Source organism: Vibrio sp. 1751 (assembly GCF_033339895.1).
Classification (GTDB): Bacteria; Pseudomonadota; Gammaproteobacteria; order Enterobacterales; family Vibrionaceae; genus Vibrio; species Vibrio alginolyticus.
The window spans coordinates 41,587-63,332 of the sequence record NZ_JAWOVM010000003.1; the positions used below are offsets into that span (position 1 = coordinate 41,587).

The 21,746-nt window shown below is 46.1% G+C and carries 17 protein-coding genes; 10 read left to right on the plus strand and 7 right to left on the minus strand.

Going from position 1 to position 21,746, the window contains the following annotated elements:
* The first annotated feature begins 81 nt into the window (after nucleotides 1–81).
* Genes cmoM through mukB form a run of 4 tightly spaced genes read left to right on the plus strand, consistent with a single transcriptional unit; the run spans nucleotide 82 to nucleotide 7,385 of the window.
* Nucleotides 82–873, plus strand: a complete 792-nt coding sequence (gene cmoM, locus R7041_RS02120) for a tRNA uridine 5-oxyacetic acid(34) methyltransferase CmoM (protein ID WP_033905340.1) — start codon at nucleotides 82–84, stop codon at nucleotides 871–873.
* A gap of 2 nt (nucleotides 874–875) precedes the next feature.
* On the plus strand, nucleotides 876–2,213 hold the full coding sequence (gene mukF, locus R7041_RS02125; RefSeq protein WP_005378378.1) for a chromosome partition protein MukF: 1,338 nt from the start codon (nucleotides 876–878) through the stop codon (nucleotides 2,211–2,213).
* Nucleotides 2,194–2,919, plus strand: a complete 726-nt coding sequence (gene mukE, locus R7041_RS02130) for a chromosome partition protein MukE (RefSeq protein WP_005378379.1) — start codon at nucleotides 2,194–2,196, stop codon at nucleotides 2,917–2,919. Before mukF ends, mukE begins: the two co-directional genes overlap by 20 nt.
* Before the next feature lie 2 nt (nucleotides 2,920–2,921).
* Nucleotides 2,922–7,385: a chromosome partition protein MukB gene (gene mukB, locus R7041_RS02135; protein WP_064369083.1), complete on the plus strand. Its 4,464-nt coding sequence runs from the start codon at nucleotides 2,922–2,924 to the stop codon at nucleotides 7,383–7,385.
* Between the two features lie 143 nt (nucleotides 7,386–7,528).
* On the opposite strand, the gene R7041_RS02140 is transcribed toward mukB, so the two are convergent.
* The 7 genes from R7041_RS02140 to R7041_RS02170 all read right to left on the minus strand — a co-directional run bounded on the left by R7041_RS02140 (nucleotide 7,529) and on the right by R7041_RS02170 (nucleotide 14,138).
* A complete protein-coding gene (locus tag R7041_RS02140) occupies nucleotides 7,529–7,681 on the minus strand; it encodes a hypothetical protein (protein WP_005378381.1) in 153 nt (50 codons plus the stop codon).
* 227 nt (nucleotides 7,682–7,908) lie between these two features.
* Nucleotides 7,909–8,877, minus strand: coding sequence for an alpha-L-glutamate ligase-like protein (locus R7041_RS02145; protein ID WP_005378387.1), 969 nt, complete (start codon nucleotides 8,875–8,877; stop codon nucleotides 7,909–7,911).
* Between the two features lie 3 nt (nucleotides 8,878–8,880).
* The gene (locus R7041_RS02150) at nucleotides 8,881–10,386 is read right to left on the minus strand and encodes an inactive transglutaminase family protein (RefSeq protein WP_005378389.1); all 1,506 of its coding nucleotides are present in this window, start codon (nucleotides 10,384–10,386) and stop codon (nucleotides 8,881–8,883) included.
* A gap of 11 nt (nucleotides 10,387–10,397) precedes the next feature.
* Nucleotides 10,398–11,144, minus strand: a complete 747-nt coding sequence (locus R7041_RS02155; RefSeq protein WP_005378391.1) for an ATP-dependent zinc protease — start codon at nucleotides 11,142–11,144, stop codon at nucleotides 10,398–10,400.
* A 276-nt stretch (nucleotides 11,145–11,420) separates the two neighbouring features.
* A complete protein-coding gene (gene cmoB / locus R7041_RS02160; protein ID WP_005387902.1) occupies nucleotides 11,421–12,392 on the minus strand; it encodes a tRNA 5-methoxyuridine(34)/uridine 5-oxyacetic acid(34) synthase CmoB in 972 nt (323 codons plus the stop codon).
* Between the two features lie 81 nt (nucleotides 12,393–12,473).
* The gene (gene cmoA, locus R7041_RS02165) at nucleotides 12,474–13,211 is read right to left on the minus strand and encodes a carboxy-S-adenosyl-L-methionine synthase CmoA (protein WP_017635063.1); all 738 of its coding nucleotides are present in this window, start codon (nucleotides 13,209–13,211) and stop codon (nucleotides 12,474–12,476) included.
* A gap of 93 nt (nucleotides 13,212–13,304) precedes the next feature.
* Nucleotides 13,305–14,138, minus strand: a complete 834-nt coding sequence (locus R7041_RS02170) for a DUF72 domain-containing protein (protein WP_225455363.1) — start codon at nucleotides 14,136–14,138, stop codon at nucleotides 13,305–13,307.
* Nucleotides 14,139–14,444: 306 nt separating this feature from the next.
* On the opposite strand from R7041_RS02170, the gene aspS reads away from it, so the two are divergent.
* From aspS to cydA, 6 genes are all read left to right on the plus strand, one after another.
* On the plus strand, nucleotides 14,445–16,223 hold the full coding sequence (gene aspS, locus R7041_RS02175; RefSeq protein WP_064353747.1) for an aspartate--tRNA ligase: 1,779 nt from the start codon (nucleotides 14,445–14,447) through the stop codon (nucleotides 16,221–16,223).
* 143 nt (nucleotides 16,224–16,366) lie between these two features.
* Nucleotides 16,367–17,113 carry a YebC/PmpR family DNA-binding transcriptional regulator gene (locus tag R7041_RS02180; protein ID WP_005378402.1) on the plus strand — a complete coding sequence of 249 codons (747 nt, stop codon included), beginning with the start codon at nucleotides 16,367–16,369 and terminating at the stop codon, nucleotides 17,111–17,113.
* Nucleotides 17,114–17,205: 92 nt separating this feature from the next.
* Nucleotides 17,206–17,727, plus strand: a complete 522-nt coding sequence (ruvC, locus tag R7041_RS02185; protein ID WP_005387909.1) for a crossover junction endodeoxyribonuclease RuvC — start codon at nucleotides 17,206–17,208, stop codon at nucleotides 17,725–17,727.
* 67 nt (nucleotides 17,728–17,794) lie between these two features.
* The gene (gene ruvA, locus R7041_RS02190) at nucleotides 17,795–18,406 is read left to right on the plus strand and encodes a Holliday junction branch migration protein RuvA (RefSeq protein ID WP_017820041.1); all 612 of its coding nucleotides are present in this window, start codon (nucleotides 17,795–17,797) and stop codon (nucleotides 18,404–18,406) included.
* 286 nt (nucleotides 18,407–18,692) lie between these two features.
* On the plus strand, nucleotides 18,693–19,697 hold the full coding sequence (ruvB, locus tag R7041_RS02195; RefSeq protein ID WP_005378312.1) for a Holliday junction branch migration DNA helicase RuvB: 1,005 nt from the start codon (nucleotides 18,693–18,695) through the stop codon (nucleotides 19,695–19,697).
* A 461-nt stretch (nucleotides 19,698–20,158) separates the two neighbouring features.
* A complete protein-coding gene (cydA, locus tag R7041_RS02200; protein WP_005378311.1) occupies nucleotides 20,159–21,745 on the plus strand; it encodes a cytochrome ubiquinol oxidase subunit I in 1,587 nt (528 codons plus the stop codon).
* Nucleotide 21,746: the final 1 nt, after the last annotated feature.

Consider the following 21,746-nt stretch of genomic DNA (forward strand, 5'->3'; position numbering starts at 1 on the left):
TAAAAATGAGGGTATCCCTCTTTATTCCTGCTTTCCTTGTGCCAGAATAGCGGCACAATCCGTTATGATAACTCAGCAGAAGTGACAGAAGACCGCAATTTCGACGATATCGCCCACAAATTTGCAAAAAATATTTACGGCTCCGATAAAGGGGAGATCCGCCAAATCATTGTGTGGGAAGATTTTCTACAGATTCTAAGTGAATTAGATGCTGACCAGCAACCCCTAGAAGTGTTAGACGCTGGTGGTGGTTTGGCACAAATGTCGCAAAAGCTTGCTAAGCTCGGACATCGAATCGCTTTATGTGATCTATCTTCGGAAATGCTGCAGTTGGCTAAGCAGGATATTGAAAAAAACGGTTTGCTTGAGCAGTATCGCCTGATTCATTCGCCTGTCCAATCCATCGGTGAACATATGGATGTACAGGTCGATCTGGTTATGTTCCACGCTGTGATGGAGTGGCTGGTTGATCCTAAGGCCGCACTTGAAACAGTTCTAGAGCAAGTAAAACCGGGAGGCATCGCATCAGTCATGTTCTACAACCACCACGGTTTAGTCTATAAAAATGTGGTTTGTGGCAACATTCCTCATATTTTAGACGGCATGCCTCACCGGAAAAGATTTAAACTACAGCCACAGAAAGGCCTAAAACCCGAAGAGGTCTATCAATGGATAGAAGATTCTGGTTTTAGTATTTGTGGCAAATCTGGTATTCGTTCCTTCAGTGATTACATAGGCAATATGCAATACATGGGCGATTACGAGTTTGAAGATGTGTTGGCGCTAGAAAAACAACTTTGTCGACAAGAGCCATACCTCTCATTAGGCCGCTACATACACGTGTGGGCTAAGAAGAACGATAAACAGGAATAACGATGAGTGAGATGACTCTCAATGCTGCAGAGCAACCAATCGATGAGTTGGTTGGCTGGGTTAAGCAGCACGATTTCTCGTTGAACCTGACCACTGAGCGATTGGCATTTTTGATTGCTATCGCTGTACTAAGTAATGAAAGGTTCGATGAAGAATTGGGTGAAGGTGAATTGCACGACGCATTTGCCATCGTCACTCGACTTTTTGATGAGACCGGCGAAGCTTCGGCTTTCCGTGCGAACAATGCCATCAACGAGATGGTTAAGCAGCGTCTTATGAGCCGTTTTGTCAGTGAGATTACTGACGGAGCGAGCATTTACCGCTTGTCGCCATTAGCGATAGGAATTACCGACTACTACGTGCGTCATCGCGAGTTCTCGAAACTGCGTCTTTCTATCCAGCTATCGATGGTAGCGGATGAAATGGCAAAAGCGATTGAAGCTGCACAAAAGGGTGGCACTCCGGGCCACTGGAAGAAAAACGTTTACGGAATTTTGAAATATTCTGTAGGCGAGATCTTCGATCAAATCGACCTTAACCAACGTGTGATGGATGAGCAGCAACAGTCTGTTAAACAACAGATTGCTGATCTGCTTAACAAAGACTGGCGTGAAGCGATCAACAACTGTGAAGCGCTACTGTCAGAAACATCAAGCACGTTGCGTGAACTTCAAGATACGCTGCAAGCCGCCAGTGATGAACTGCAAACTCAGATCCTCGATATTCAAGAAATTGTTTACGGTGACCCTGAGCTGGAGTTTATCGAAGAAGCCTTGTTTGGTCTGCAAATGAAGCTGGACCGAATCACAAGCTGGGGCCAGCAAGCTATCGACCTTTGGATTGGTTACGACCGACACGTGCACAAGTTTATCCGTACTGCAATCGATATGGATAAGAATCGTGCGTTTAGCTCGCGTCTGCGTCAATCCGTCAAAGATTACTTCGATGCGCCTTGGTATCTGACTTATGCAGATGCGGAGAGGCTTTCCGACCTTCGTGATGAGGCCCTAGTACTGCGTGATGACGAGGTCACGGGTCAAGTTCCGATGGAAGTAGAATACGAAGAGTTTCAACAAGTCAATGATGAGTTGGCAGAGCGAATTGGTGACATGCTGAAAGCGCATAAAGATCAAGGCACACCAATCGATTTGAGTGTGGTACTGCGAGATTACCTTGCACAGCACCCTTACACTCATCATTTTGATTTAGCTCGCATTATCGTCGATCAAGCTGTACGTCTAGGGTATTCAGAATCGGATTACCAAGCGATTCAACCAGACTGGAAAGCAATCAACGAATTTGGGGCAAAGGTACAAGCGAATGTCATCGACCGATACTAATGAATACATGTCAGAGAATCTGGCAAAAGCAATTTCTAACCCTCTGTTCCCAGCGCTAGACAGCATGCTTCGAGCAGGGCGTCATATCTCAAGTGAAGATCTAGACAACCACGCGTTGCTGTCGGATTTCGAACTTGAGCTTTCTTCTTTCTACCAACGCTACAACACCGAATTGGTGAAAGCGCCAGAAGGTTTCTTCTATCTTCGTCCTCGTTCAACGTCTCTGATTGGCCGTAGTGTTCTTTCTGAACTGGATATGCTGGTGGGTAAGGTACTGTGTTTCCTTTACCTAAGCCCAGAGCGTCTTGCGCACGAAGGCATCTTCACTAACCAAGAGCTGTACGACGAACTGCTTGCTCTAGCAGATGAAAATAAGCTGATGAAGCTAGTGACGAACCGTGCTACCGGTTCTGACCTTGATAAAGAAAAGCTGTTTGAAAAAGTACGTACGTCACTTCGTCGTCTGCGTCGCCTAGGCATGATCATCAACATCGGTGAAACCGGTAAGTTCAGCATCAGTGAAGCGGTATTCCGCTTTGGTGCCGATGTACGTATTGGCGATGACATGCGTGAAGCGCAGCTGCGTCTGATCCGTGATGGTGAAGCGGTAGTGCACACCAAAGAGCCAAGCCAAGGCAGCTTATTGTCTGAAGAAGATCAAGACGACCAAGCCCAAGAAGAAACAACAGAAGAGGGTGAAGCATGAGCATGATTGAACGCGGTAAATACCAATCGCTGACCATGGTCAACTGGAACGGCTTCTTTGCCCGTACGTTTGACATCGATGGTCTGGTCACCACGCTATCAGGTGGTAACGGTGCAGGTAAATCAACCACAATGGCGGCGTTCATCACCGCATTGATTCCTGACCAAACGCTGCTGCACTTCCGTAACACGACAGAAGCAGGCAGCAGCCAATCGTCTCGCGACAAAGGTCTGTACGGTAAGCTACAGCCGGGCGCGTGTTATGCGGCGCTTGACGTGGTTAACTCACGTAACCAACGCCTATTGTTCGCAGTAAAACTGCAGCAAGTTGCAGGTCGTGATAAGAAAGTAGACATCAAACCGTTTGTTATCCAAGGTCTTCCAAGCCATGTGAAACCAACAGATATCTTGGTTGAAAGCGTATCTGCGACTCAAGCTCGTGTACGTCAAATCAATGAAGTAAAAGAATCAATCGCAGAATTTGAAGGCGTTCAATTTAAAGCCTTCTCTTCTATCGTGGATTACCACGCACAAATGTTTGAATTCGGTGTGATTCCGAAGAAACTGCGTAACTCTGGTGACCGTTCTAAATTCTACCGCCTGATCGAAGCATCGCTTTACGGTGGTATCTCAAGTGCGATTACCCGTTCGCTACGTGACTACCTTCTGCCACAAAACGGCGGCGTGAAGAAAGCGTTCCAAGATATGGAATCGGCGCTGCGTGAAAACCGCATGACGCTAGAAGCGATCAAAACTACGCAAGCAGACCGTGACTTGTTCAAACACTTGATCACAGAGTCGACTAACTACGTGGCAGCGGACTATATGCGCCATGCTAACGAGCGTCGTAAAAAACTAGAACAGACATTGTCTTTGCGTTCAGAGTTATTTGGTTCTCGCGAGACCTTGATTGAGCAAAACAATCTGCTTAATCGCGTTCAAGAAGAGCTGGAACTGCTGATCGAATCAGAATCTTCTTTAGAGCAAGACTACCAAGCGGCTTCTGATCACTTGCAACTGGTGCAAAACGCGCTGCGTCAGCAAGAGAAGATCGAACGCTACCAAGAAGATCTTGAAGAGCTGAGCGAGCGTCTTGAAGAACAAATGATGGTAGTGGAAGAAGCGCAAGAACGCGTGATGATGGCTGAAGAGCAAGCTACCGTTGCAGAAGAAGAGGTGGATAGCCTTAAGACGCAACTTGCTGATTACCAGCAAGCTCTTGACGTTCAGCAAACTCGCGCCCTTCAATATCAACAAGCAGTTCAAGCGCTGGAGAAAGCGAAGCAGCTACTTGGCGATGACAGCCTAACGGCGGAATCGGCTCAAGCGCTTGTCTCTGAGCTTAAGAGCAAAGAATCAGAACACACCAATGCGTTGCTATCGGTTAAGCACAAACTGGACATGTCCTCTGCAGCGGCAGAGCAGTTTGAAACCGCGCTTAAACTGGTACAAAGCATCGTTGGTCAAGTTGAGCGCAAAGACGCGTCTGAACATGCGAAAACTGCAATCGCGAAAGCGCGTGAGTCACAACAAATCGCACAAAACGAACAGCAATGGCGAGCACAACACCGTGATCTCGAACGCAGCCTTAACCAGCAGCGTCAAGCACGTGAACTGGTTGCTGAATACAAAAAGCAATATCACGTTGAACTAACCGATGAGGTTACGTTTGAACAAGAACGTGAACGTCATGCGACGCAAATCGAATCACTAGAGATAGCTCAAGAAGAAGTTCGTGATCAGCGTGGTGAACAGCGCCGTCTAGAGCAAAACGCGGTGGCAGAAATCAGTAAGCTTGAAGCAATAGCACCAGCTTGGATCGCGGCGAACGATGCGCTAGAGAAACTGAGAGAGCAGAGCGGTGAAGAGCTTGAGGATCGCCATGCGGTAATGAACCACATGCAAGTTGTCCTTGAACAAGAAAGGGAGCTGTCTTTAGCTAAAGATAAGCTTGCTGAGCGCCGTAGCCAGCTAGACTCTGAGATTGAGCGTCTTGCTTCTCCTGGTGGTTCAAATGACCCTCGCCTGAAAGGTTTGGCAGATACGCTGGGCGGTGTATTGCTGTCTGAGATCTACGATGACATCACGATTGATGACGCGCCTTATTTCAGTGCGATGTACGGTCCGGCTCGTCACGCTATCGTTGTTTCTGACTTGTCAGGCATCGAAGAGAAACTGGTAGAGCTAGACGACTGTCCAGAAGACTTGTACATCATTGAAGGTGACATCGATGCCTTTGATGACAGCTCGTTCGATGCAGAAGAGTTAGAGGGCGCGGTTTGCGTTCGTATGAACGATCGCCAAATGCGTTACTCTCGCTTGCCTGAGATCCCATTGTTTGGCCGTGCGGCACGTGAGCAGCGTCTAGAGTTGCTGCGTAACGAACGAGAAGAAGTGGTAGAGAAACACGCAAAAGCGGCGTTTGATTCTCAGAAAATGCAGCGCTTGTACCAAGCGTTTAACCTATTTGTGTCTAACCACATTCAGGTTGCTTTTGACGCCGATCCAGAACAAGCACTGGCAACTATTCGTGATAAGCGTAACCAAATTGCTCGCGTGTTGGCGGATCTGGATGCGAAAGAGCAACAACAACGTTCTCAGCTTCAAACCAGCAAGCAAGCGTTGTCTTCTCTGGACAAGCTAGCGTCACACATGGTGCTTGTTGAAGATGAGTCATTGCAAGCGCGTTTTGATGAGCTAGAAGAGAAAATCGCTCAGCTTGCAGAGGCGAAGAACTTCTTAAGCAACCATGCAAAAGCCGTCGCGCAATTAGAGAATATTGCGTCTGCGCTTGATGCTGACCCAGAGCAATTCGACGCGCTAGAAGCAGAATACAAAGCGGCAGACGAACAGCTACAAGATCTTAAGAAGCAAATCTTTGCACTCTCAGATCTCGTTGAGCGTCGCCACTACTTCGCTTACTCAGATTCAGTAGACCTACTGAACAAGAGCAGCGAACTGAGCGAGCAGCTAAAAGCAAAACTGGTTCAAGCTGAACAAATGCGTACACGCTCTCGTGAAGAGTTGAAACAGTCGCAAGGCCAAATGAACCAATACAACCAAGTATTGGCGTCATTGAAGAGTTCACACCAAGCGAAACTGGAAACGGTTCAAGAGTTCAAACAAGAACTTCAAGAGTTTGGCGTGAACGCGGACGAAGGTGCTGAAGAACGTGCAATGCGTCGTCGTGATGAATTGCATGAGCGTCTACACACGTCTCGTAGCCGTAAGAGCGAATACGAGCGCACAATCACCTCTACTGAACTAGAGATGAAAGGCTTGGCGAAACGTCTGAAGAAAGTTCAGAAAGAATACGTTGAGCTACGTACCTTTGTGGTTGCAGCGAAAGCTGGCTGGTGCTCTGTACTTCGTCTGGCGCGCGAGAACGATGTTGAACGTCGTCTACACAAGCGTGAACTGGCTTACATGTCAGCGGATGAACTGCGTTCGATGTCGGATAAATCACTGGGTGCGCTGCGTCTAGCGGTTGCGAACAATGACGACCTGCGTGATGCGCTGCGTCTATCAGAAGACAACGCTCGCCCAGAGCGTAAAGTTCTGTTCTATATTGCTGTATACCAACACCTTCGTGAGCGTATTCGTCAGGATATCATCCGTACTGATGACCCAGTTGAAGCAATCGAAGAGATGGAAGTCGAGCTGGCGCGTCTAACGGAAGAGCTAACGCAACGTGAAAACCGTCTAGCGATCAGCTCTGAGTCGGTAGCGAGCATCATCAAGAAGACGATTCAGCGTGAGCAAAACCGTATTCGTATGCTGAATCAAGGCTTGTCGAACATTTCGTTTGGTCAGGTGAAGGGCGTACGTCTAAACGTGAAGATCCGCGAAAGTCACGAAGTGCTACTGAACGGTCTAGCGACACAACAAGAGCAGCACAAAGACCTGTTTGAATCGACTCGCTTTACTTTCTCCGAAGCAATGGCGAAGCTGTTCCAACGTGTGAACCCACATATCGATATGGGTCAACGTTCTCCTCAGGTTTTGGGTGAAGAGCTACTGGATTACCGTAACTACCTAGAGCTAAGTGTAGAAGTGAACCGTGGTACAGATGGTTGGCTACAGGCTGAGTCTGGCGCGCTATCAACAGGTGAGGCGATCGGTACTGGTCAGTCAATCCTACTGATGGTTGTTCAAAGCTGGGAAGAAGAATCACGCCGCCTGCGCAGTAAAGACATTGTGCCTTGTCGTCTGCTGTTCTTAGATGAAGCAGCGCGTCTGGATGCGAAATCGATCGCGACATTGTTCGAATTGTGTGACCGTCTGGATATGCAGCTTCTTATCGCGGCACCAGAAAACATCAGCCCAGAGAAAGGTACGACCTACAAACTGGTGCGTAAGGTGTTTAAAGACCACGAACACGTACACGTAGTGGGTCTGCGCGGTTTTGGTCAAACGGATAAGCCTAAGACCGAAGCACAAGAGATGATTGAAGAGTTTGAATCGTAAACTTCGAATCTAACAAAACGCCCGCAATGAATGCGGGCGTTTTTGTATCTGTTTACGAGGCAGGCTTCGAAATACATAAGATAAGCCGAGACTGTAGGACGGCAGTCTCGGCTTATTAACGGAACTTAATGAGGAAGCGACGTTTATTCCTCTGGAATATCGTCCCTGACTTCGATCATTTCAGCAAGCTCTTCAAGTGCTTGGACAGAAAGCTCAGACAAGCGTTGTAGGTGTTGGTCTAAGCTCTCTTGTTCTTCAAGCTCTGGTTCATCATTATTTGTTTCTTTTATTAGCATTTCCCAACCTCTCAAGTTGAGTAAGGGGAGCTCTCATCATACTCAAAAGGCAAAGTAGAAAAGAAACGATCTATGTTGATTTTGTTAGCTCGATCATTGATTCAACTTATATATGAGAAGGATGTGTTTAATAAGGAGAGCAAGTGCAAGGTTTTTGGATGCGGGAACAAAAACGCCAGTAATCATGACAATTACTGGCGAGTAATAACGAACATTAGGTCGGAGGGTTAGAACAACGGCTTCACACCGAACTGCTCTGCTGCGTAAGCGACGCGTTCAATCGGTTTTGGATACTCAGCAGGTGTGCCAAGGCTCTCTATGTGTTTCAAACGAGGAAGCAAGCCTGCACCATTAGCGATTTGGATTGCCAGACCAGGGCGAGCGTTAAGCTCTAAAACCATAGGTCCTTCATCTTTATCCAGCACCATATCCGTACCCATGTATCCCAAACCTGTCATTTCCCAGGCACTTGACGCAAGCTCCAGCAAGCGCTCCCAATGCGGTACTTGAAGGGTCGAAAGGTCTTTACCTGTATCAGGGTGATGAGTCACTGGATGATCGAACTGCACCGCTCTGACGGCTTTACCTGTCGCGATGTCAATGCCTACTCCTACGGCACCTTGGTGAAGGTTTGCTTTGCCGTCGGAAGCCGCTGTAGAACAGCGCATCATCGCCATAACTGGATAACCTTTAAATACGATGATCCGAACATCTGGTACGCCTTCATAACTGAAGCCATCAAAACAGTCATCAAACTTGATTAAGTTTTCAACCACAGCAACGTCATTTTTACCACCAAGAGAGAAAAGGCCAGCAAGCGCATTACTAATGTGACGCTCGACCTCATCCCTACCAATTGTAGAGCCGGAGGGTTTGGTATATACCCCGTTTTTGTGAGACGTAACAACCAGAATGCCTTTACCGCCACTACCTTGTGCAGGTTTGATTACAAAACCAGGCCAGTTCTCAACCATTTTGTGGATAGTCTTAACTTCAGCTTGGTTATGAATGACACCGATCAGGGCAGGAACTGTTGCTCCTGCTGCCTGTGCAATAATTTTGGTCTTTAGCTTGTCATCGACAAGTGGGTATTTAGAACGATCATTGTAACGGCCAATATAGCTGTGGTTACGCTTGTTCATCCCCATAATGCCTTTATGGCGAAGCTTAGACGGCGAAGTAAAACTTTCGAACATCGTTTAGTCCTCCGCTAGTGGTTTGAAGCGTCGTAGCTCAGTGAGGCGGTAACCTGTGTAAGTACCTAGTAATAGAATACCGGCCAGAACAATCAACTGTAGACCAATGAAGTTAAAGGTTAAGTGTTGAATGTATGAGTTCGTCATTGCAAGGTAAACTAATACCGCTGTCAGCAATGAACCACCACCTTGCAGAGCAACTTCCTTCGCACCTTCTTCTTCCCATAGGATTGACATACGTTCAATCGTCCAAGACAAGATTATCATAGGGAAGAAGGTAATTGTTAGGCCTTCCGTTAAGCCCATCTTAAACGCAACAACGGTGAACACCGAGATGATCATGATAACGGTAATAATGACCGCAGATATCCTTGCTACCAGCAATAAGTTCAACCTAGACAAATAGCTTCGAATAATCAGGCCTGTACCTACAATTAGCAAGAAACCGACAATACCCGTTAATAGTTGAGTTTGAACAAAAGCAACGGCAATCAACACAGGCATGAAGGTACCGGATGTTTTCAGGCCGATAATCACACGCAAGAACACAACGATCAGAGCACCAATAGGGATGAGCATGATGGTTTTGAACATCGCTTGCTCTTCCAAAGGTAAGCTATGAATTGAAATATTCAGTAATCCATCTGCTTCTATTTTGTTGTTTGTAGCTTGTTGTGGTGTCATTTCTTGCTTAATCATCGAGAAATGCACTTGGCTATTTTTACCACCAACAAGGTCAAGTAAGGATACGTTTGATTCATCCCACACTAACAAGTTGGGTTTCACTGCTTTTTGTTCGGATTTTGGCGAAAACAGTACCCAATCTTTACCTGACCAAACCTGAACCATTGGTTGAATTGTTTGGCGTCGACGACCATCTTCTAGTTCGATAACACCGACGGTTTTGCTTTGTATACCTGCGGTAAGCAAAATATTATGCAGTGCATCAGTACGGCTGAAATCGTTCAGTAGTAGCGACGAGTTTTGGCTATCTGGGTCATTAAGCGCTTTGATAAGCTCACGAGTAAACGTCACATTATCGGCTGAGCGACTCATCGCACGTTCGATAAGGGCATTTGCCGCTGCTGCTTGTGGTGCTGATAGCGTTGGTGGCGTAATGTCTTCCGTTGGCGGTAAAGGAGTGACTTTAGCCTGAGGGTCTACTAAGAACTGGGCTTTGTAGTATATGGTTTGTGGCCCTTGAGCTTGGCGAATTGACCATTCTGCACGACGGCCTGAATCGTCATTGATGTAGGAAACGCCATAACCTGATGAGGAAGCAGATTCACCGATAAGTGTGTAACCACTTTGTGTATGAGGTGCTGCAAGTGACGCTTTTACTTCGTTGCCGTTAGCATTGAACTCAATACGAGCTTCTACATCCCATACCTGGCGAGTTTCGCCTGGCGTCCAAGGCACGCCGTAGTTTTCATGTCTGAAAACACTCAGAGCAATGCCCGCAATCACCAATAAGATGATAGAAAGGTAAAACGGTATTTTTGACGTCATAATCTACCTTATTATTTTTTATCTTCGTCCGTTTGGATATAGGTACGACTTACATCGACAAGTGCTATGTCGCGCATAAATTCTCTACCCAGTAAAATAGGATGGTTCATATGTGAGCGATCTGCCAACGTAAATTGCGCTTTTTCATGAATTTTTCCAACGCGCACCCAAAGTTCTACCACAGCGCGGCGTTCTAACTCTTCACTGGTAACCTGGCGGATTTTGACGTAGCGAATGACAGGAGCTTCGATCCAAGTACTTTTCTCTTCTTCGGATTTACTGGTGTCTGCTAAGTGGAATCGGACCCATTTTTTGCCATTTCTTTCGAACTCTTCAATATCAACGGCATTTAAAGACGACGTCGCGGCACCAGTGTCGATACGTGCATCAAAAGTTTGCTTAATCGACTCTACAGTGACCTTTTCGATAGAGCCAAGGACAATATCGTGAGTTGGGGTTGGTTCCACAGGAGCGGGAGATTGGACAATAATCGGCTCTTTCGGTTTTTTTACTTCTGCCATTGCTTCATCGCGAAATGTAAGAAGTTCAACCTGTAGTTTATCGACTTGTTCTTCAAGGCTGTCGATATAGTCCGATTGGTTGCTGAGCTGTAGCTCTAGGTTGGTAATGCGATTATTGACATTCGCTTCTGAATTTTGAATCGCCGCTAACGTTTCTTGGTGGTACTGTTCGCCTTTGGTTAGTGAGCATCCAGATAGTAAGGCGATGGCAACAATCGGGGTCAATCGTAATAACATTGAAAACCTTGGGATTGGATTAAGTTGTTTATTTTTTAGGAGTTTAGCTTATATCGATAAAGCCTCACAAGTAAGAATGTTTCTCTATTACTTATTGTTTGAGGAATAGTGATGAAAAGCCAAAAATCAAGGACATAAAAGCGCATCCTTATTTAGAGCGTGCTTATATTTTGACGTGAAAAATGGATTCAAAAATCAAACTCGCTCATTACGAGGAAAGAGGGTAATGTCTTAACTCGTAAAATGAGTTAAGACAATGTCAGGAATCTCAGCGAATTATGATTTGCGAGCGACAAGAACCGCGCGGCGAGGGGCAGGGTAGCCTTCTACAGTCTTGCTTGGGTCGTTCGGATCTAAGTAGTCAGGTAGAGAGTTATGCGTCATCCAATCTGTGGTACGTTGTTCATCTACGGATGTGATGTTTTCATCAACGATACGAACATCTTCAAAACCGACCAATTCTAACCACACTTTTAGGGCTTTTGCTGAAGGGAAGAAATAGACATTACGCATTTGCGCGTAACGAGAAGTCGGGACCAGTACTGCATTCTCATCACCTTCAATCACGAGTGTTTCCAATACGAGTTCACCTCCAGATACCAATTGATCTTTTAGTTGCACTAAATGATCGAGAGGCGAGCGGCGATGGTAAAGCACGCCCATGCTGAATACCGTATCGAACGCTTCTAACTTAGGTAGTTGTTCAATACCCAATGGCAATAGGTGTGCACGTTGGTCATCGCCCATTAGTTTACGAATTGCTTCGAACTGAATCAGGAACAGGTGAGATGGATCGATACCGACAGTTAAGCGTGCACCTTCGCCTAGCATGCGCCACATGTGGTATCCGTTACCACAACCTACATCGAGTACGCTGCGATTCTTTAATGGTGAAATATGCGGAAGCACGCGGTCCCATTTCCAATCACTGCGCCACTCAGTATCAATATGGATGCCGTGTACGTGGTATGGGCCTTTGCGCCAAGGATGGAATGTACGAAGTAAGCTTTCTAGCTTTTTAAGTTCCCCTTGAGGCATGGGCTCATTGTTTGAAATCGTGACAGAATCAACAATGTCGATGTTGTCCGGTCTACCCGCTGGGATTTTGTTCAGTGCTTTCAACCAGCGACCAAAGTCACCGTGCTCTGCATTTTGCCAATCCGTTAGCTGTTGCGGAAGCACATTAAGCCAAGGTTGAAGACGAGTGTCTTGGGCAATCAATTGGTAGAAATTTGCAAAGTTAAACATAGTTAGTCAATCGCTGAGTTGATGGGTATAAATTATTAACAAAAGCCGAAATCGGTATGGTTCAGGCTTGGTATGCATGGTCTATTTAATCGCGAACATGGAGCCGAAGTTAAAGCATTGGAACCAAACGTCGTAGCTAGAAAAGCCAATTTTAGCGAAACGCTCTTTATGTTCTTTCTTTGAATCTGGGCGCATTACGTTTTCTATCGCGCTACGCTTTTGGCTGATTTCTAGTTCGCTATAACCATTCGCACGTTTAAAGTCGTGGTGAAGGTCAATTAACAGTTCGTTCGACACTTCATCTTCGAAGACGAACTTCTCCGATAGAATCAAAATGCCGCCTGGACGCAGGCCTGCGTAAATTTTCTCGAGCAAGGAGTAACGATCTTCTGGAGAGAGGAATTGCAAAGTGAAGTTCAACACCACCACTGACGCGTTTTCAATTTCGATATTGCGAATGTCTGCTTCTACTACATCCACAGGAGTGTCACTGCGGTAAGCGTTGACGTGAAGTTTACAACGCTCAACCATCGCAGGAGAGTTGTCCACTGCGATGATTTGGCAACCTTCTTGTTTGATATGGCGACGCATAGACAATGTTGCAGCACCCAAAGAACAGCCAAGGTCATAGATGTTTGAGTGAGGTTTTACAAAACGCTCTGCCAGCATACCGATTGCAGAAATGATATTGCTGTAACCCGGTACCGATCGTTGAATCATGTCAGGAAATACTTCCGCTACGCGTTCATCGAACGTGAAATCCCCAATTTTATCGATTGGAGCCGAAAAAATAGTATCTGGATTGCTCTTAGGGTTCATAACTAAGTCTCTGCATACAAGCCGCCTGAAAATGTCAGGCACCAAAAAAGGCGCGTATTTTATGGGAATTTCGCGCCTCTGTCATGTGTTGCGTTAGAACATCTGTAACTGCGAGTTGCCATCGTCAGCTGGGAAAGGTGATAACTCAGGGAGTGTGATACGCTTTTGTATGTCTTTATATAGGTTTGCGGCCAACTCTGGCGCAATTATATTGTCTGCGGTATGGATCATGACATATGGCTGTTTACCTTCGGCAATCCATTGTGGCAACTTGTTGAGCCATGGTTTAAAAAACTCGTAATTTTGTTGTTCTTCTGGATGACCAATAAAGCGAATCAAAGGATGTGAAGCGGTAGCAATGGCGTGAACAGGGACTCGTGGTTTTTTCATTTGTGCATCAATAATCGCCTCATTGTCGGGCTTAGCGGCAAAGACTGGGCGGCTATCCATAATAATGCGGTCAATATTATTCTCTACTAACCATTGGTTAAGTGCTCGCTCTTCTTCGCCTTTGGAGAAAAATGCCATATGGCGAACCTCAACACCGAGAGGGAAGTTAGGTGGAAAGCTCGCGCAGAACTTTTTCAGTCGATCAAGGTGCTCAGGACCAAATGCGGCTGGTAATTGAATTGTCCATTGGCCTACACGGTCATGCAAAGGCTCCATGACTTTCATGAAGTCTCTCAGTTGTTCGCTGCAACCTCTTAGCATTTGCTCATGAGTAATGGCTTTAGGAAGTTTGAAAGTAAAGCGAAAATCATCGTGGGTTGCGGCTCTCCAGTTTTGCACTGTATTGAGCGTCGGTGTGGCATAAAATGTCGTGTTGCCTTCCACGGTATGAAACACTTGCGCATACCTTTCTAAACGTTCAGCGGGCTTTGTCCCGCTGCCGTAAAAACTTTGTTGCCATTGATTGTGCGACCACATTGTCAATCCAAGTCGAAGAGGTAAGTTATCCATTATTCTTTACTGCTTGCTACTCGTGTGAATACTTTACGAGAGTTTTGCTGAAATAGGTAATTTCACGCTATAATCCTCCCCAATTTTTTCGCTTTGGTGCGCTTTTGAACATTTGTTGTACTAAAAAGCACCAGTGAATGATAAAACACACGTAATTGTATGTTGAGTAGTCGATTTTCGTGGACATTCAGCGTATAACTGAATCTTTACTCTGCTTAGCAATGAGGCTGACAGAGCGTAGTTAACAACATTTGAGAGATTGGGAATTTCATTATGCGTACCCATTACTGTGGTCACCTGAACAAGTCCCTTGCAGGACAAACTGTAGAACTTTGCGGCTGGGTTAACCGTCGTCGTGATTTAGGCGGTCTTATTTTTATCGATATGCGAGATCGCGAAGGTATCGTTCAGGTAGTTGTTGATCCAGATATGGCAGATGCGTATGAAGTGGCTAACACACTTCGTAATGAATTCTGTATCAAGCTAACTGGTGAAGTTCGCGTTCGTCCAGAAAGCCAAGTAAACAAAGACATGGCAACAGGTGAAGTTGAGATCCTTGCGAAAGGTCTTGAAATCATCAACCGTTCTGATGTTCTGCCTCTAGACTTCAACCAAAAGAACTCTGAAGAGCAGCGCCTGAAGTATCGTTACCTAGATCTACGTCGTCCAGAAATGAGCGACCGCATCAAGCTACGTGCTAAAGCGTCTAGCTTTGTTCGTCGTTTCCTAGATGACAACGGCTTCCTAGACATCGAAACACCAGTACTAACAAAAGCGACACCAGAAGGCGCTCGTGACTACCTAGTACCTAGCCGTGTTCACAAAGGCAGCTTCTACGCGCTTCCTCAGTCTCCACAGCTATTCAAACAGCTTCTAATGATGTCTGGTTTTGACCGTTACTACCAAATCGTTAAGTGTTTCCGTGATGAAGACTTGCGTGCTGACCGTCAACCAGAATTCACTCAGATCGATATCGAAACGTCATTCATGACGGCTGACCAAGTTCGTGCAACGACTGAGAAAATGGTTCGTGAAATGTGGCAAGAGCTACTAAACGTTGACCTAGGTGAATTCCCAGTAATGCCGTTCAGCGAAGCGATTCGTCGTTTCGGTTCGGACAAGCCAGACCTACGTAACCCACTGGAACTAGTAGACGTTGCTGACCTAGTGAAAGATGTTGAGTTCAAAGTATTCTCTGGCCCAGCAAACGACGAAAAAGGCCGTGTTGCCGTTATTCGCGTTCCAGGTGGCGCTTCTCTGACTCGTAAGCAAATTGATGGCTACGGTGAATTCGTTGGCATCTACGGTGCGAAAGGTCTAGCTTGGATGAAGGTTAACGACCGTGCAGCGGGCATGGAAGGTATCCAATCTCCAGTCGCTAAGTTCCTAAATGAAGACGTGATCAACGGCATTCTAGATCGTACTCAAGCGGAATCTGGTGACATTATCCTATTTGGCGCTGATAAAGCGGGCATCGTTGCAGAAGCAATGGGTGCGCTACGTTTGAAACTAGGTAAAGACCTAGAGCTAACGGATGAGTCTGCATGGGCTCCACTATGGGTTGTTGACTTCCCAATGTTCGAAGAAGATGACGAAGGCAACCTACACGCGATGCACCACCCATTCACATCGCCTCTAGGTGTGACTGCAGAAGAGCTAAAAGCAAACCCTGCTGCGGCAAATTCTAACGCTTACGATATGGTTCTAAATGGCTACGAAGTGGGCGGCGGCTCTGTTCGTATCCACAACGCAGATATGCAAGAAGCCGTATTTGATATTCTAGGTATCACACCTGAAGAGCAACAGCTTAAGTTCGGCTTCCTGCTTGATGCGCTGAAATTCGGTACGCCTCCACATGCTGGTCTTGCATTTGGTCTAGACCGTCTAGTAATGCTGCTATGTGGCACAGAGAACATCCGCGATGTTATCGCGTTCCCTAAAACAACAGCAGCGGCGTGTCTACTAACAGACGCACCAAGTATTGCGAACCCAGCAGCGCTAGAAGAGCTAGCAATCGCAGTAACTGCAGCGAAAGAAAAAGACGCAGAATAAGCGCACAACATTTTAAGAAAACTCCCGCAACTGCGGGAGTTTTTGTTTAAATAAACCCAAGAAACTTCCAAAGCAATTTCCCAAGCAACGCTTTTTAGAACATGTTTTGTTATTAAGCGTCAAAATACATTAAAAGGTGAATTATGGCTGGTCATAGTAAATGGGCGAATATTCGTCACCGTAAAGCAGCGCAAGATGCGAAGCGCGGCAAAATCTTTACTAAATTAATCCGTGAAATCGTTGTTGCGGCAAAAGAGGGGGGCGGTGAGCCAGAAAATAACCCACGTTTGCGAGCAGCAATTGATAAAGCACTGTCTAACAACATGACACGTGACACTGTCAACCGCGCTGTCAGCCGAGGTGCTGGTGGTGAAGGCGACGACAACATGGAAACCGTGATCTATGAAGGTTATGGTCCAGGTGGTACGGCGGTCATGGTCGAATGTATGACGGATAACCGAAATCGTACGGTATCTGGCGTACGCCATGCATTCTCAAAGTCAGGCGGCAATCTGGGGACGGATGGTAGCGTCAACTATCTTTTCGACAAGAAAGGCGTGATTTCATATGGCCCAGGTTTAGATGAGGATGCGGTAATGGAAGTAGCATTAGAAAGTGGTGCTGATGACATTGAAACGGCAGAAGATGGCTCGATTGATGTCTACACGGCCCCAGGCGATTTTGGACTCGTAAAAGATGCTCTTGATGCCGCAGGGTTTGAGGCAGAGAACGCTGAGGTGTCGCTGATCCCATCAACGAAAGCAGATTTGGACGCGGATACTGCGCCAAAACTACTTCGTTTGATTGACGCTTTGGAAGATCTGGACGACGTTCAAGAGGTTTATCACAATGGTGATATCTCTGACGACGTTGCGGCTACGCTAGATTAAACTCAAGGTGTCGGGAGCGGTATTTGCTCCGAAGTTAGCAAGTAATAATAAAAAGACTGAGGCCGAATTAGGCCTCATTTTTAGGAACATTCATGTCAATTATTTTGGGCATTGACCCAGGTTCGCGCATTACCGGCTATGGGGTCATTCGTCAAAATGGACGCCACTTGCAATACCTTGGTAGTGGCTGCATTCGTACTTCAGAAAAAGAACTTCCGGGTCGGCTTAAACAGATTTATGCAGGCGTCACGGAAATCATTACCCAGTTTCAACCGGACGTTTTCGCGATCGAGCAAGTGTTTATGGCCAAAAACGCGGATTCAGCGCTAAAACTTGGCCAAGCTCGTGGCAGTGCAATTGTTGCTGCGGTGAATGCGGAGTTGCCGGTATTTGAATACGCGGCTCGTCTTATTAAGCAAGCTGTCGTCGGCACTGGTGGCGCGGACAAAGCGCAAGTTCAGCATATGGTTCAGCAGATGCTTAAATTGCCCGCCAAGCCTCAAGCGGATGCAGCCGATGCTTTAGGTGTGGCGATTTGTCATGCCAATACTAACAAGACTCTCGTTGCGTTAGCGGGCAAAGCAACCAGTGCCAGAAAAGGGCGCTACCGTTAAAATTAACTGGATGTCTATCCAGTTCTTTATTATCCTGTCGCAAATTCATTTCCAAAGAGTATTTATAGTGATTGGACGTCTTCGTGGCATACTGATTGAAAAACAACCACCTGAAGTATTAATTGAAGTTAATGGCATTGGCTATGAAGTCCAGATGCCAATGAGCTGTTTTTACGAACTGCCAAATGTTGGCGAAGAAGCCATTATTTATACTCACTTTGTTGTCCGTGAAGATGCGCAATTGCTATACGGTTTCAACACAGTAAAAGAACGAGCACTTTTCCGTGAAGTGATCAAAGCCAATGGCGTTGGTCCTAAACTCGGTCTTGGTATTCTCTCTGGTATGACAGCAACGCAATTTGTTACTTGTGTGGAACATGAAGACGTTTCTACGCTGGTTAAGCTTCCAGGCGTTGGCAAGAAAACCGCAGAGCGATTGGTTGTTGAAATGAAAGACCGCTTGAAAGGGTGGGGCGCAGGCGATCTATTTACACCATTTACGGATGCTGCTCCTGCGGATTCTAGTGCGACATCCAACAACGCGGAAGAAGAGGCAATCAGTGCGCTTCTAGCTCTAGGTTACAAGCCGACTCAAGCGTCGAAAGTGGTATCTCAGATCGCTAAACCGGACATGAGCAGTGAGCAAATGATCCGTGAAGCTCTAAAATCAATGGTGTAACGCTGGTTGCACAGTGAACATTTGTTCAAGATAACTCATTCTCTAAGGTTAATGCCAATCGCTTAACGATGTTTTTTGTGTCATTCCAGCGAGCCTGGCGAGACTGGGAATCTAATAGCAGCACGCTGAGCGGTTAATGAAACAATTTGACCATAAATCGCTCGGATAGAAGATCCTGTATCACGCTCCTTCGTCGCTGTACAGGATGACGAGATATAGAAATATGCCACTTGCTGTTAAACGAGCGGCATTATTCTCTCAGGTAACCATTTTTCAAGGTAAAAAGATGATTGAAGCCGATCGTTTAATCGCGCCAGAAAACCCTGCCTTTCGTGATGAAGATGTCATTGATCGTGCTATTCGGCCAAAAAAATTAGCGGATTACCAAGGTCAGGACCATGTCCGTGACCAAATGGAGATCTTCATTAAAGCTGCTCAGTTACGTAGCGAAGCACTTGATCACCTTTTGATTTTTGGTCCCCCAGGTTTGGGTAAAACCACACTTGCGAATATCGTTGCCAATGAAATGGAAGTGAACATTCGCACTACTTCAGGCCCTGTACTTGAGAAAGCAGGCGATTTGGCCGCGCTGTTAACCAACCTTGAAGAAAACGATGTGTTGTTCATCGATGAGATTCACCGCTTGAGTCCGATGGTTGAAGAGGTGCTATATCCGGCAATGGAAGATTATCAACTGGATATTATGATCGGTGAAGGTCCGGCCGCTCGTTCTATTAAGATCGATTTACCACCGTTTACGTTAATTGGTGCGACGACCCGAGCGGGCTCTTTGACGTCACCATTGCGCGACCGCTTTGGTATTACTCAGCGCCTTGAGTTTTATAAGATAAAAGACCTCCAAGATATCGTGCAGCGAAGCGCGGATTGTTTAGGTTTATCAATGGAACCTGAAGGTGCATTGGAAGTGGCAAGACGTGCGCGTGGCACACCACGTATTGCTAACCGTTTGCTACGTCGTGTTCGTGATTATGCGGAAGTAAAAGGCAATGGTCACATTTGTGCCGATGTTGCCGATAAGGCGTTGAATATGCTTGATGTGGACGCCGAAGGCTTCGATTACATGGACCGTAAGCTACTACTCGCGATTATGGAAAAATTTGGTGGTGGTCCGGTCGGGCTCGACAACATGGCAGCGGCGATAGGTGAAGAAAAGGACACTATTGAAGACGTTCTTGAACCTTATCTTATTCAGCAAGGTTATTTACAACGCACTCCGCGTGGAAGAATCGCGACAGATCGTGCGTATTTGCATTTCGGAATTGAAAAATAAGATTCCCTCGCTGGGCCTTTGTTGCCCAGCGCTTCATTAAAGTTGACCAAACTCACATTTTTTGAATTTTTTCTCATACTGGTTTAGTAAGTAAAAAGCATTGATTGTTAACTCGATGTTTGCTTGCAACTGGTTAATTTCTCTCCTGATTACTCTCTCTTAACATCCGTATCCAATACTGGTTGATCTAGATCAATGTGATGGATTTTTGTGCAAATTCCGCGCATAAACATTGATGTATATCAAAGCGCGTTACGGCTATAAACCTTTTGAAACAATCTGTTTTTACAAGTAATATTAGCCCCAGCTATATTAGCTGATGCTTAACAATTAACTAACCAATGAAGCACATTTTTGCAACAATGAGTTGTGATAATTCAACATTTTTCAAGTGTAAATAACACCTGAATATGGATTGCAATATGTAGAGAGTGTCATTCAGCCGACACATAGGAGTTACCATGATTGACGTAGTTGATCTATCGCGGTTGCAGTTTGCACTGACAGCGATGTATCACTTCCTATTCGTACCATTGACCCTTGGTATGGCCTTCCTTCTGGCCATTATGGAATCGATGTACGTAATGACGAACAAGCAAATCTATAAGGACATGACCAAGTTCTGGGGTAAGCTATTCGGTATTAACTTTGCACTTGGTGTGGCGACAGGCCTTACCATGGAGTTCCAGTTTGGTACGAACTGGTCTTACTACTCCCACTATGTAGGTGATATCTTCGGTGCACCGCTAGCGATCGAAGCACTTGTCGCATTCTTCCTGGAGTCAACTTTTGTTGGTCTATTCTTCTTCGGGTGGGATCGTCTATCTAAACGCCAACACTTAGCGGTTACCTGGCTTGTGGCACTAGGCTCTAACTTCTCTGCTCTTTGGATTCTTATCGCAAACGGCTGGATGCAAAACCCAGTAGGCGCAGATTTCAACTTCGAAACCATGCGAATGGAAATGGTGAGCTTCTCTGAGGTTGTACTAAACCCAGTTGCTCAGGTTAAGTTCGTGCATACGGTTGCTTCTGGTTACACTTGTGGCGCAATGTTTATTCTAGGCATCAGTTCATACTACCTATTAAAAGGTCGTGACATTGCGTTTGCTCGTCGTTCGTTTGCTATTGCTGCTTCTTTCGGTATTGCAGCTATCTTATCTACCATCGTTCTTGGTGACGAATCTGGCTACGAGCTTGGTGAAGTTCAAAAAGTGAAACTCGCTGCAATTGAAGCAGAGTGGCACACTGAACCTGCACCTGCCGCATTTACGTTATTTGGTGTTCCTAACCAGGAAACGATGCATACCGATTACGCAATTAAGATCCCTTACGTAATGGGTATTATCGCGACACGCTCTTTTGATGAGCAAGTAACAGGTCTTCGTGATTTACGTGATGAACACGTCGATCGTATTCGTGACGGCATGTACGCTTATGAACTTCTAGAGAAGCTTCGTGCGGGCGACAAGTCAGAAGAAAACATGACTGCGTTTGATGAAGTGAAAGGTGACCTAGGTTACGGTCTACTTCTAAAACGCTACACAGACAATGTTGTTGATGCAACAGAAGAGCAAATCCAAGCTGCTGCGGACGACTCAATCCCAACAGTATGGCCGCTATTCTGGTCATTCCGTATCATGGTTGCTTGTGGCTTCATCATGTTGTTTGTCTTTGGTGCGGCGTTTATCCAAACGTGTCGTCAGAAGATTGAGCAGAAACAATGGATTCTAAAAGCTGCACTATTTAGCATTCCACTACCTTGGATTGCAATTGAAGCGGGTTGGTTCGTCGCTGAGTACGGCCGTCAACCTTGGGCTGTAGGTGAAATTTTACCAGTGCATGTTGCAGCTTCTGCACTAACTGCAGGTGAAATCTGGACTTCACTCTTCGCAATTCTGGCGCTATACACGGTATTCCTGATTGCAGAAGTTTACCTAATGTTGAAATTCGCTCGTAAAGGCCCAAGTAGCCTGAAAACGGGTCGCTACCACTTCGAGCAAAATGCTGACTCTGTTGAAGACAAAGTTAGTCGCCAAGTAGAAGCGTAAG